Annotated in this window: 11 protein-coding genes and 1 rRNA gene; 3 read left to right on the top strand and 9 right to left on the bottom strand. The window is 60.3% G+C overall.

The annotated features are described in order from the left end of the window. A 16S ribosomal RNA gene (locus BLT98_RS17695) occupies window positions 1-85 on the bottom strand; the annotation flags it as partial. Between the two features lie 512 nt (window positions 86-597). Between BLT98_RS17695 and BLT98_RS17690 the strand changes: the two genes are divergently transcribed. Further along, window positions 598-1,977, top strand: a complete 1,380-nt coding sequence (locus tag BLT98_RS17690; protein WP_092609875.1) for a sodium-dependent transporter — start codon at window positions 598-600, stop codon at window positions 1,975-1,977. Here BLT98_RS17690 and BLT98_RS17685 read toward each other — a convergent pair whose 3' ends face one another. The 7 genes from BLT98_RS17685 to BLT98_RS17655 form a co-directional block, all read right to left on the bottom strand. Continuing rightward, window positions 1,978-2,592 (bottom strand): M15 family metallopeptidase, encoded by a 615-nt coding sequence (locus tag BLT98_RS17685; RefSeq protein ID WP_092609872.1) that lies wholly within the window; start codon window positions 2,590-2,592, stop codon window positions 1,978-1,980. Beyond that, window positions 2,592-3,494, bottom strand: a complete 903-nt coding sequence (locus BLT98_RS17680) for a LysR family transcriptional regulator (RefSeq protein WP_034782805.1) — start codon at window positions 3,492-3,494, stop codon at window positions 2,592-2,594. Before BLT98_RS17680 ends, BLT98_RS17685 begins: the two co-directional genes overlap by 1 nt. A gap of 83 nt (window positions 3,495-3,577) precedes the next feature. Further along, window positions 3,578-4,378, bottom strand: coding sequence for an N-acetylmuramoyl-L-alanine amidase (locus tag BLT98_RS17675; RefSeq protein ID WP_034752412.1), 801 nt, complete (start codon window positions 4,376-4,378; stop codon window positions 3,578-3,580). A 30-nt stretch (window positions 4,379-4,408) separates the two neighbouring features. Then, entirely contained in the window at window positions 4,409-5,356 is a 948-nt protein-coding gene (locus BLT98_RS17670; protein ID WP_244517528.1) for an N-acetylglucosamine kinase, read from the bottom strand. A gap of 94 nt (window positions 5,357-5,450) precedes the next feature. Beyond that, complete coding sequence (locus BLT98_RS17665) at window positions 5,451-7,112, bottom strand: glycoside hydrolase family 10-like protein (RefSeq protein ID WP_092609866.1); 1,662 nt, start codon at window positions 7,110-7,112, stop codon at window positions 5,451-5,453. A 91-nt stretch (window positions 7,113-7,203) separates the two neighbouring features. Further along, complete coding sequence (locus tag BLT98_RS17660; RefSeq protein WP_092609863.1) at window positions 7,204-8,514, bottom strand: MFS transporter; 1,311 nt, start codon at window positions 8,512-8,514, stop codon at window positions 7,204-7,206. Window positions 8,515-8,559: 45 nt separating this feature from the next. Then, the gene (locus tag BLT98_RS17655) at window positions 8,560-9,441 is read right to left on the bottom strand and encodes an N-acetylmuramic acid 6-phosphate etherase (RefSeq protein WP_070278408.1); all 882 of its coding nucleotides are present in this window, start codon (window positions 9,439-9,441) and stop codon (window positions 8,560-8,562) included. Window positions 9,442-9,631: 190 nt separating this feature from the next. Here BLT98_RS17655 and BLT98_RS17650 point away from each other — a divergent pair, with 190 nt between their 5' ends. Both BLT98_RS17650 and BLT98_RS17645 read left to right on the top strand, forming a co-directional pair. Next, window positions 9,632-10,690, top strand: coding sequence for a helix-turn-helix transcriptional regulator (locus BLT98_RS17650; protein WP_092609860.1), 1,059 nt, complete (start codon window positions 9,632-9,634; stop codon window positions 10,688-10,690). Window positions 10,691-10,832: 142 nt separating this feature from the next. After that, a complete protein-coding gene (locus tag BLT98_RS17645; protein ID WP_170846408.1) occupies window positions 10,833-11,960 on the top strand; it encodes a nuclear transport factor 2 family protein in 1,128 nt (375 codons plus the stop codon). A gap of 2 nt (window positions 11,961-11,962) precedes the next feature. Here BLT98_RS17645 and BLT98_RS17640 read toward each other — a convergent pair whose 3' ends face one another. Next, window positions 11,963-12,703 carry a GntR family transcriptional regulator gene (locus BLT98_RS17640; RefSeq protein ID WP_034782800.1) on the bottom strand — a complete coding sequence of 247 codons (741 nt, stop codon included), beginning with the start codon at window positions 12,701-12,703 and terminating at the stop codon, window positions 11,963-11,965. Between the last annotated feature and the right edge of the window lie 70 nt (window positions 12,704-12,773).

Raw genomic sequence — 12,773 nt, 5'->3', positions numbered from 1 at the left:
AGCAAGCTCCGTGCTGCCGTTCGACTTGCATGTGTAAGGCATGCCGCCAGCGTTCAATCTGAGCCAGGATCAAACTCTTCAGTTTAATCTCTGTTTAATGTCATTTCTGACAGGTCGGACAGTATAACTACCATCCAAATCTTTTGCATTGCAAAAGATTTGCTCACTCAAAAAACTGACAGGCCACTACTTTCGTAGCGCCTATTTCATTATTTCTTGTGAACATTTGATATTTTAAGTTTTACAGCGATCCGAAGATCACTGCTGCACTTACATCAAATGCCCACACTTATCGACTGTTAATTGTTAAAGAACTGCATTCGGTACTGCTTTCGCGCTATCGACAAAGCGTTGTGTTTGTCAGCTGCGAAGAAGGAAGAGTATGAAGCATTTCAGCACAATCGTCAACACCTTCTTTTCTACTACCCAGCCCCTGAAGGCTGTCCCTTTTGTGCCGCAAACTAGTGCGTCTCATTGGGGAGGCGAACTATAGCAAAGCGCCCCGGGAGTAGCAAGACTTTTCCGGGGTATTTGCGGCCAACTGCTACAATTTCGCCCCCTCAGCGCACATTCGCGCCCATCCATAGAAGATTCACCATGAAACAACAAGCTCAAGGATCAGGCCTGACCCTGAAACGGGCTGGCTTTACCACTGGCTTCGGCGTGCTCGCCGCCACCCTCGGTTCCGCAGTCGGTCTCGGCAATATCTGGAAGTTCCCCTACCTGACGGGCGCCAATGGCGGCGCCGGCTTCCTGCTCATCTATCTGCTCGCTACCTTATTAGTGGGACTGCCCGTAATGATCGCGGAAATCACCCTGGGACGCCGCGCCAAGGTCAACCCGATCTCCACCATGGAACAGCTGGCGCCCAAGGGCAAGCCCTGGTGGCTGGTCGGCGTCATCGGCATGATCGCCGCCTTCCTGATCGTGGCGTTCTATTCGGAGGTAGTGGGCTGGGTGTTTGCGTATATCGCCAAGGCCATCGATGGTTCCATCCTCAGCAGCGACAAGCTGGTGACAGAAGCGGCCTTCGCTTCGCTGATCAGCAATCCCCTGCAATCGCTGTTGTGGCAATGGGGCGTGTTGCTGTTTATCGGCGGCATATTGATGTTGGGCGTGACCAAGGGCATCGAGGCGATCGCCAAGAAACTGATGCCGCTGCTGTTCCTGCTGTTGCTCCTGCTGTGCGCGGTCAGCCTGTCGCTCGACAAGGCGGGCGAAGGCCTGGCGTTCCTGTTCCGTCCTGATTTTTCCAAGCTGACGGCCTCCGTCGTGCTGACGGCCATGGGCCTGGCCTTCTTCAAATTGTCCGTCGGCATGGGCACGATGATGACGTACGGCAGTTATTTCCGCGATGACCAGAATATCCCCGTCACTACCTTGCGCGTAATGGCGGCCGACCTCGGCGTATCCATGCTGGCCGGCATCGCCATCTTCCCTGCCGTGTTCACCTTTGGCTTCGCCCCCAGCGCGGGACCGTCACTGGTGTTCATCACGATCCCCGCCGTGTTCTCGCAAATACCCATGGGACAAGCTCTGATGGTGGTGTTCTTCATCCTGGCTGCCGTGGCCGCCACGGGGGCGATGCTGTCGCTGATGGAAGTGCCCGTCGTGATTTTCCATGAACGTTTCGGCTGGACGCGCACCAGGGCCACCATCGTGACCATGCTGCTGCTGGCCGTGCTCGGTTCCGTATGCGCCCTGAGTAACAGCACGCTGGCGGACTTCAAGCTGTTTAACTTGAATATGTTTGATCTGTTCGACTTCGTCTCGTCGAATATCTTCCTGCCCGTGGGTGGCATCGCGATCGCCTTGTTTACAGGCTGGACCTGGGGCAAGGACCATTTCATTGATGCGATCGGCAACCATGGCCAGTTGCAAAATAAAACCCTGGCGCATGTGCTGCTGTTCCTGCTGCGCTTTGTCTCGCCCGTGCTGATCCTGATCGTGATGCTGAAGGGTTTACAGGTCTTCTAATCAGAGTACCCGGGTGTAGGTCTGGCGCACCAGCACCCGGTCGCCGCAATCGAAATGCCACCATTCGCTGTTGATGCCGAAGAAGCCTGCCTGGAACATGGCGTCGCGCAACAGGCGGCGGTGCGCCACCTGCTCCTCCGTAATTTCCCCTTTCTCCAGCAAAACCAGCTCCAGCGCCGGGTGCGAGCGCTCACTTAAATCGTCAAAGCCAGTCCCCATGTCCAGTTCCTGCCCATCCGGGCCGACGATGGTGATGTCGAGCGCCATGCCGAACGAGTGGATCGAGCCGCGCGACGGTTCGGCGATATAGCCCAGCAACTCCGTTCCTTGCAACGCATCCCACAATTGCTGCTGCACCCGTTGCGGACGCAAGGCATCTAGCACCAATAAATGATGATCGGGGCGCTTCACGGCCAGCCAGGCCACGGCTTTTTCCAGGGCGGCCGCCGCATCGCGGTGCAGCCAGGCGCAATCGATGGGACTGTATAAGTCGCGGCCGACGAAATTGTCGGGCGTGGCATAGCGCAAGTCGACGGCGATGCCGGCGATGCTGCTCAGGTGGCGAAATTGCGGATCGCTGCCGACCGCTTCTAATTGCAAACTTGCAACAGACATCAGACTCCTCTTTCCAGGCAGTTGCGTGCCGCCACGCCGATGCTGTCGGCCAGGCGCCGCGCGCCATGCGACAGCGGCGAGTGGCTCGCCGTCAATAAATACAGTTGGATGGGGATGGTGGGCGCCCAAGGACGGCGCTGCAGGCGCTCAGGCGAGCCGGACGCGGCCGTAAAAGGATCGACCACGGCCATGCCGGCGCCCGCTTCCACCAGGGAACGGGCGATTTGATAGGTCTGCACCACGGTAGAAAAGACGGGGTGGATATCCTGCGCCTCGCAGGCGGCGACCACCAGTTCGCCCAGCGGATCGTTGTCCGCATGGCCGATCAGCTCGCCGTTCAGGCCATGCGCCGTCAACGGCGTGCCGCAATCGGCCGCATGCCAGGTGCCGGCCGGCGCAATCACCGTCATGACGCCCTGCGCGATGGGTTCAGCCACGATGCCCGGATGACGCGGGTCTTGCAGGGACACGGCCAAGTCCGCTTCACCGAGGCGCAAGGTATTGACGATCTCGCCCGTGTGGTGGGTAGCCAGCTGACAACGCGTGTGGGGGAAGTCGCGCCGCCACTCCGTCATGGCAAACGGCAAGACGCTGATGGCGATCGTCGGCGTGGAGACCAGGCGGATGGTTTCCACCGCATGGCCCTTCAGGCTGGCTGCCAGGCGGCGGATGCCCAATAAATCGCGGTTGAGCTTTTCCGTCTCGACAAACAAGCGGTGTGCCTCGGGCTTCGGATACAACTTACCCCGTACGCGCTCGAACAGCGGCATGCCCAGTTGCAATTCGCAATGCTGCAAGACCTTGGTCACGGCCGGCTGCGAGATATGCAGCACCTGGGCCGCACCGCTGATGGTGCCAACTTGCATGATGGCGTGAAACACTTCGATATGACGCAACCGCATGAGCTATTCCTTTACCTTGCCGTGGCCGCCAGGGCCGTCAATGTTCAGCATATAAGAAAAAGTCATGGGCTGGAACGGCCATGCTACTTTGCAACAACAGCTGGGGCCGGCGTCGTCAGCACTTCCAGCAGAGCCGCCGTTTCGCCATCGGGCGTGCCATCGAACAAGGTGTTGCGGTATTTCATCTGGAAAGCGATCAGCACATTGCGCGTCGCTTCATCGAAGACGCCTGTGTTCGGCGTCGCATAGCCGTGCTGGGCCAGCTTTTTCTGGAACCAGACGGCGTCCGGCACTTGCTGCTCAAAAATGAGGCGCTGCGCGGCAACACGGTTCGCGTCCGGCCAGACGATCAGGCCCGCATCGGCCAGCTGGCGCCAAGGGAACAGGGGGCCCGGATCCTGCTTGCGCTGTGGGGCGATCTCGTTATGGCCAAGGATATTTTCCGGTGCGATGTTGTAGCGGGCCTGGATATCTTTCAACAGCGGAATCAGCTCATCGATCTGTGCCTGGGGAAACGGATACCAGAGGCGGCCTTCCGGCGTGTCCTTGTAGCCCGGGTTGACGATCTCGATACCGATCGAGCTGACATTCAGCTGTGTATAAGTCTTCCAGTTACTCACACCCGCATGATTGGCCTGGCGCGATTCGTCGACCAGCACGTAAAACTTCGGCTTGTCCGTGTCGGTCAGCAAATAATGGCTGCTGACCACTTGTTCCGTCAGGATCTTGATCGAGCGGGGCAGGTCGCTGACCGTGTAATGGATGACGATGAATTTCACACGCGGGCTCTGGCTGCGCGCGTTCAAGCTGTGGTCGAGGTGCGGCGCGGGCGTGGTACAGGCGGAGAGCAGGGCCACCAGCAGGGCGAGGGCGATTTTTTTCATGAAAGATCCGTGTTCGGGTTGGTAAAATGTTCAGTTCTTGCCAGTACGCTGGCTGGCTGCCCGGGCTGCCACCTTGGCCGCAGCCTCATGCGAACGGGCAACTTTTTGCTCCATCATCAACGATACCGGCAAAGCGGCGCGCATGGCAACCGCGATGGACGGGTGCAATTGCGCTGCGCGGCCCGCCAGCACCACAGGACGGGGACCGTAGCGCGTCGTCAAGGCCAGCGCCAGACGCGCCAGTTCCTGTCCCGCGCGCTGCAAGATGTCCAGCGCCAGCGGGTCGCTTTCCGCACTGGCGGCCACGGCCAGCGCCAGCCGGCCGATGGCGCCCCGGTCCTGGCCATACATGAAGGCGCGCGACAGCGACCAGTCGCTGCCGCCCAGTTGCGCAAACACGGCCTCGGCCATGGGCGAATCTTGCCAGCTGCCAGGCGCCTCGTCTTCGCGGCGCCAGATGTAGCGCAAGGCTTCGCGCGCGATCCAGTAACCGCCACCGCCATCATCAAGCAGCACGCCGCGCCCGCCTGCGCGATGAAATACGCCATCCGCATCGATCCAGGCGGCAATCGAGCCCGTGCCAGCGTAGACCAGATAACCTTCGCCGGGTTCAAAACTGTCGCGATAAGCGATATCAATATCGTTGCCCAAGCGCACGTCGCCGGCGTCCAGCGCCAGCAGGGTCGCCAGCATGTGCGCCAGCGCCACATCGTCGCCGCCAAACCCCGTCAAGCCCGCCACCACGGCGCGCGGTTGGCCAACGGCCAGCACGGCCTGGCACAACCTGGAAAATGCGGCGTGCACGGCCGCCCGGCCCGCTTCGCTGCTCATTTGCAAGGCAGACAAGCCTTCCACAGCCCCATCGGCCACGATGACGCCGTCCCCGTTGGCCAGGGCCCAACGCGTCTGCGTGCCGCCCGCGTCGATGCCCAGCCCCAGCACGGCAGTGTCAGTATTGGTTACAGGGAAGGAAATCATGGCATGAGTGTAAAGCCAAGCTGAGCTTGCAGGCATGAAAGCTTGCGCATGTTTCATGCCTGCAGGTTATGGACTAGCGGTGAACGGTCAACAACTACTTGGCGGGGGCCGTAAACGGTGCGCGCACGGTAACGCGGGGGCTTTCATTGCCGAGGCGGTCCACGGCGCTGACCACTACCGCATTGACTTTACCAATGGCATCGTCGACCAGGGTCAGCTCGCCTTGCACGCCCGTGAACACGGTAAAGCGCCAGTCTTCACCGTAGCGGGCCCAGACCGCGTACTGCGCCACGGCTTTGCCGCCGCCCGCCGTCAATTTGATGTTCAGGCTGGTGGAATCGCGGCGCAAGGCCAGCACGGGCGTACCGGGCGCCTCCTTGCCCAGCCACGGCGTGGCGGGAATCAGGGCAGGGCTTTGATACACGCTCGCCTTGAGCTGGTCGCTGACACCCTTGCGGTTCTGCATCAGCGGCACCATGCTGAAATGCACTTGTCCATTCGCGCCGGGGCGCGTGCGCGTCACTTCGATCTGCTTGATGATCTCTTGCGGCGTGAAGGACTTGGCGGAATTGTCGATGCGGCTCGTGTACAGGCCTGGCCACACGTGGCGGCCATACGGGTTTTGTGCCAGCCAGTAGTCGAGCAGCACGCCAAACGCTTGCGGCGCCTGCGCCACGGGCCAATACAACTGCGGCGACAGGTAATCGAGCCAGCCCTTGGCCAGCCACAGTTCCGCATCCGCATACAATTTATCGTACTGGCTAAAGCCGACGATGCCGGCAGGGCGGCGGTCAGGACGGCCGATGCCGAACGGGCTGATGCCGAAGCGCACCCAGCTCTTTTCGCGGTGGATGCCTGTATATAAGGCTTCGATCAGCTGGTTGACATTCTGGCGGCGCCAGGAAGCGCGGTCCAGCTGGCCACCGGCCAGCAAATATTGCTGCCAGGAAGGCTCATCGGGGAACGGCAGTTCGCGCTTGGCGCCGCCATTGCCCGCATCCAGCGCGGCCGTCTCGGCGCCCGCACCGGCGCCAGGCGCATCGATCGGATACGGATAAAAGTAATCGTCGATGTGCACGCCGTCGATATCGTAGCGGCGCACCACGTCCAGCACCACGTCCGTCGTGTGCTTGGAGGCGGCGGCGTCGCCCGGGTCCATCCACAGGTAGCGGCCGTATTGCTTGACGGACGCCGGGTTGGTGGAAGCGAAACTGTCGCGTGCCAGCGGCGACTTGGCCGTCGCGTGACGGGCACGGTAGGGGTTGAACCAGGCGTGCAATTCCAGGCCGCGCGCATGCGCCTGCGCCACCCAGAAGGCCAGCGGGTCATACATGGGCAACGGCGGCTGGCCTTGCTTGCCGGTCAGGTATTCGGACCAAGGCTCCAGCTGCGATGGGTAAATCGTGTCGGCGCTGGGCCGCACTTGCAGCACAATCGCGTTCAGATTCAAGGACTTGGCGCGGTCGAGAATGGCGATGGCCTCCGCTTGCTGCTTGGCGACCGGCAAGTTGCTGCGGCTGGGCCAGTCGATATTGGCGACCGTCGAGACCCAGGCGGCGCGGAACTCGCGCGGTGCCGGCGGCGGCACTTCGCCCGTGATGTGCTGCACGGGCGGCACGGCCGGCAAACCCGCTTCGCCTGGCGTCACTGCGGAGGGCAGCCTGGTGCTGGTACAACTGCTGAGCAATGTGGCGGCGGCCAGCGCGGCCAGTACGCCGGCGCTGGCGCCCAGGCGTTTTTTGAAAGTAGACAACAAAACAATTCCTTGCAGTGGTGAAGCGCAGGTCTATGGGTGCGGGCATTTTACTGTGCGCCCGCCATCCATGCGGGCGCACGGTTCAAAAGAATCAGGCTTCGGCCTTCTTGCCGAATTCGGGATCGATCTTGACCAGCGCGGCCATGATGAAAGCGGGAATGGTGGCGATGCAAACCCAGATGAAGAAATGCTGGTAACCGAGCATTTGCTGGATCCAGCCGCTGGCCATACCCGGCAGCATCATGCCCAGGGCCATGAAGCCCGTGCAGATGGCGTAATGGGCCGTTTTGTGGGCGCCATCGGACACCATGATCATGTACAACATATACGAAGCGAAACCGAAGCCATAGCCAAATTGCTCCAGGGCGATGCCGCTGGCGATCACATAGATGCTGCTGGGCAAAGCGGTGGCCAGATAGACAAACACCAGGTCGGGCAAGTGGACGGACAGCACCATAATCCACAGGCAACGTTTCAAGCCGAAGCGGGAAATGATGAATCCTCCCAGCAAGCCGCCCAAGGTCAGGGCGATCACGCCGATGGTGCCGTAGACGAGGCCCACCTGTTCCGTGCTGAGGCCCAGGCCGCCCTTGGCAACGGGGTCGAGCAGGAAGGGCGCGGCCAATTTGAGCAGTTGCGCTTCGCCGAGGCGGAACAGCAGCAAGAAGCCCAGGATGACGAGAATATCCTTCTTCTTGAAAAAGGAAGCAAAGGTGGCGACGAACTCCTGCAACGGAGAAACACCGGCGCCCTGGATGCTGGGACGGTCATCCTGCGGTTTCGGCAGGACAAAATAGTGGTACAGGAAGAGGGCGATGAACAGGCCCGCCAAAATCGCAAACACGACGGACCAGGCCAGCTGCACATTGCCCGTCGCATGCGTCAGATAGCCGGCCAGATACACGAGGCCGCCCTGGCCGGCGATCATCGCCAGGCGGTAAAACGTGCTGCGCACGCCGACAAAGGCCGCCTGCTGGTGTTCTTCCAGGCCCAGCATATAAAAACCGTCGGCGGCAATATCATGCGTGGCGGAACTGAAGGCCATCAGCCAGAAGATCGCCAGGCTGATCTGGAAAAAGTGCGGCAGCGACGTCGTCAGGGCCACCAGCGCCAGCGCGGCGCCGATCACCAGTTGCAAGCCGACGATCCAGAAGCGCTTGGTGCGGTACATGTCGATAAAGGGCGACCACAGGGGCTTGATGACCCACGGCAAGTACAGCCAGCTCGTATACAGCGCGATATCCGTATTGGAAAAACCGTAGTTCTTGTACATGATCACGGACAGTGTCATGACCACTACATAGGGGATGCCCTGGCCAAAATACAGGGAAGGGATCCACAGCCACGGCTTATTTGACGGCTTATTTGCGCGCGCCGGGGCGGTTTGTTTCACTAGCTCCATACATCCTTCGTTGTCTCCCAGACAGAAGAATGCCGCGCCATCGGATCACGCCGCCAGTGCCGCCCGCACACTGCCGTCCGCGCCGGCCAACAATGCCTGTGCCTGGTTTGTGTTGATTTTTTTGATCAAGGCAACTATCGCCACCTTGACGTGAAATTGGCATTGCTCCAGCACGGTCCTGGCCTGCACTTCGCTGGCGCCGGTGGCGTGCATGGTGAGACGCACCGCCCGCCAGATCAGCTTGGCGTTGGTCGGCTTCAAGTCTACCATCAAGTTTCCGTAAGTTTTATGCAAACCGACCATCAGCGCGCTGGAAATCGTGTTCAGGGTGATTTTTTGCGCCGTGCCCGCTTTCAGGCGGGTGCTGCCGGAAATGACTTCCGTGCCCGTGTCGAGCACAATGCCGCATTGCGCCTCGTGCGCCACGGGCGCATCCACATTGTTGGCGATGCCTATCGTCAAGGCACCCGCCTTGCGCGCGGCCAGCAGGGCGCCCAGCACATACGGCGTGGCGCCGGAGGCGGCCAGCAGGATCACCACGTCATTGTCTTGCGGCTGCAGGGACAGCAAGTCCGCCTCGCCTTGCTGCAAATTATCTTCCGCCCCTTCGACAGCCGTGAACATGGCGCCCGCGCCGCCGGCCAGGATGGCGACGGCCCGCTCGGGCGGCCACGAAAACGTGGGATTGAGTTCGACACTGTCGAGTACGCCCAGGCGGCCCGACGTGCCCGCGCCCACGTACAGCAGGCGGCCGCCGGCAGCGATGCGGGGCAGGGCGGCCGTGATGGCCGCAGCGATGTCGGGCGACGCCAGCCGCACGGCCTCGACGGCCCAGAACTGGTCATCGACCAGCGCCGCCACCAGTTGCTCCACCGGATACAGGTCCAGATCCGGATGCCGCCGGCTCGGAGTTTCAGTTTTCAACATGATTTCAGAACATGGTTGACCGTGAAACCAGTTTAATACCAACGAACAAAATCAACCATGAAAGGATGGCTGGCGGGCATAACGGGAGTTTATGGCTGGCGCAGGAACGTGATGATGTCCTACTTGTACTTCGATACGCTCCCGTTTGTGTCTATACTTGGGTTCGACGCCAACATCCACGACACGCCCCATGATCGCTCGCCAATTGCTGTTCCTGTTTAGCGCCCTTGGCGCCATCAACGGCATTTTCCTGGCCGTCTATTTTTTCAGCCGCCGGCCCCGCTGCCTGGCCGACTGCATGCTGGGGGCATTGCTGCTTGCCGTCGGGGTGCGCACCGCCAAATCTGCCTTCCTCTACTTCAACCCGGCGATCGCAATCGAGTTCCGCCAGCTGGGCCTGTCGGCCTGCCTGCTGATCGGTCCCTTGACCTATCTCTATGTGCGCTCTTTCTTGGCCGGGCTCGCGCAATTGCCTGCTGGACAACAATGGCGTTGGCACCTGGGCTTGTCCTTCCTGCTGATCGGCATTGGCATAGCCTTTCCATATTCCGCGTATCGTGCTGTGTGGAACCAGTCGAGCCATGCCATTCATGTGTTCTGGCTATGCTACCTGCTGGCAACCGCCAGACTGCTGTGGCAAAGCCGCCGCGCATGGTGGAACGAGGGACAGCGGATGGCGACCAGCAGCGTGCTCCTGCTGAGCGTCTTTGCAGGCAGCTGCGTCATGCTGGCGGCGTACGCGAGCACGCCGTTCACGTCCTATATCGTTGGCGCCTTGTCATTCACCTTCTCGCTGCATGTGGCGGTGATGGTCTTTCTGCTGAGAAAGGAAAGCTTGACACCATCCGAGCCCAAGCAGAAGTACCAGAATAACCGCCTGGCGCACGAAGATACGCTGGCCGTGCTTGCCGCGCTGGAACAACAGATGAGCGGACAGAAATCCTATCTGAATCCGAATCTGACCCTGGCCCAACTCGCCAAGCGGGCGGGATGCACGCAGGCGCAGGTGTCGCAGGTATTGAATGACAAGCTGGGCAAGAGCTTCACGACCTACGTCAACGAATACCGTATCGCCGAAGCGAAACAGGTATTGAGCAACGAGCCACAATGGAACATGGATACCGTCGCCGAGCGCTGCGGGTTCAATTCCAGTTCTACCTTCTACTCGACCTTCAAGAAAGTGGCTGGACAGACGCCCGCCAGCTTCCGGGCCCAATCTGGCCAGGCGGCCAGGGCCATTTCCGCATGAAAGCACTCCGGAATCGCCATTCCGGAGTCTGAAATCGTGTTTGGCGACATCCATTCCCCTGCACTTCGATAAATTATCGAGCACCAGCGATCTGAAATAGTCGTTGCTCCGATAAACGCAGTTCTATATGCAGGGTACATCCATGATTCAGTTTTTATTGCGAACGATACTCGCCTGTTGCTTCCTGAGCATCACCGCCGTCGGCACCGCCGCAGACCAGGACGAAAATGCCATCCGGGAAACCGTGCGCTTGTATATGCATGGCACCAGCTTTAACGTACAAAGCGAGATCAACCAGGCCTTCCATGCAAATTCCCGCCTTTACCTGGACGGCAAAAACGATGCGGAATGGGAGTTGAGCGGTCCGGAATACGCCAAACTCTTTTCCCAGGAGAAAGCAGGGCAATTCAATGGGCGCCACGGGCGGCTGATCAAGGTGGATGTGAGCGGCAAGGTGGCCACGGCCAAGGCCGAGATCCACATTCCTGAGCAAGGGGTGCGCTATGTGGATGTCTTTCTGTTGAAAAAGATCGCCGGCAACTGGAAAATCGTCAGCAAGTCGGCCCATCGCGAGCCAGCAGCCCCGCGCCACGCACGCAAGGTGCTGCTGGTGGTGTCGAATGTGCATCAGTATCCCGGCACAAAAATCAACGCTGGCAATAATTTTCCGGAGATCGCGTATACCTATGATGTCTTTCGCAAAGCAGGGTATACCGTCGACTTCGTCAGTCCCGAGGGGGGCGCCATTCCTCTGGAAATGATCGTCACGTCGGACGAGCTGCTCAAGAAGCACCTGTACGACAGTGACTTCATGTGGGCACTGGCCCATACCAAGCCCGTTTCCGAGGTCAGGGCAGACGACTATGCGGGCATGGCTTTCGTCGGCGGCGGCGCGGCCATCGTCGGTATCCCGGACAACAAGGCGCTGCAGGACATCGCCTTGCGTATCTACGAACAACAGGGTGGGGTAATCGCGGCCATCTGCCATGGCACCGAGGGCATCAAGAACCTGAAGCTGCGTGACGGTACTTTCCTGATCCAGGGCAAGGTGCTCACCTCGTTCCCCGACGCGTTCCTCAACAAGGAATCGCCGGTATACAAGGCCTATCCTTTTTCGGCAGAAGCGAGCATCAAGCGCCATGGCGGCATATTCAGGCACGGCGCCAACGGCAAGAGCCACGTCGAGGTCGATGGCCGGCTGGTGACCGGCATGAGCTGGGAAGCGTCCGTCGGCGTGGCGGAATCCATGATCCGCCTGATCGAGCAGTAAGCTTACGGGGCGCGGCGCATTTCGGCCACAAAGTCGTAATGATCGCTGCGGCAATACGAATGCGTGAGTTCCACCGCTTCGCCCGACTCCAGGTAAGCGATGCGCGTGATGAACAGCACGGCCTGGCCATCGGGGATGCCCAATTGCTTGGCCAGCACGTCCGTCGCATTCATGGCGCGGATGTGCTGCAAGGCGCGCACGGGGGCCTTCTTGATGCTGCTCAAGTATTCATACAGCGAATCACCCATCGCCTCAGGCTCCGGCACCACGCTGAACGGCAAGACGCTCACTTCATATGCCATCACGACGTCATCGGCCAGGCGCAGGCGCTCCAGGCGCGCCACTTTCGTGTTCTGCGCCAGGCCCAGGCTCAGCTGTTCATCGCTGCTGGCGATGACGACTTCGCGCTTGAGCCAGCGCGAGCCGGGGCGGTAGCCGCGCTGCTGCAGCTGCTCGGAAAAGCTCGACAGGTTCGATAGTGGCTGCTCGATGCGCGGGGCAATATAGTTGCCCGAACCGCGGCGGCGCACGACGAGGCCTTGCTCGACGAGCTGGTCGATGGCCTTGCGGGCAGTTACGCGCGATACGTCGAGCAGTTCGGACAGGGTACGTTCGGATGGCAGGGCCTGGTCTACCTGGTAGCGGCCGTTGCGTACGTCATCGCTCAGCTTGCGGGCGATCTGCATATATAAAGGCGAATTGTCATTTAAATCGACCTTGAGTTCTACGCTGGTCTGGCTCATACAGTTCTCCTTGTCCTCCTAGTGTAATAGCGATGGCGCCTGCGCGTAGCCCGTCCACCCATGAATAAAT

The organism is Janthinobacterium sp. YR213, assembly GCF_900099875.1.
Taxonomy (GTDB): domain Bacteria; phylum Pseudomonadota; class Gammaproteobacteria; order Burkholderiales; family Burkholderiaceae_D; genus Janthinobacterium; species Janthinobacterium lividum.
Note: the sequence above shows the minus strand (reverse complement) of the source record. Positions and strands in the feature narration are given on the sequence as shown.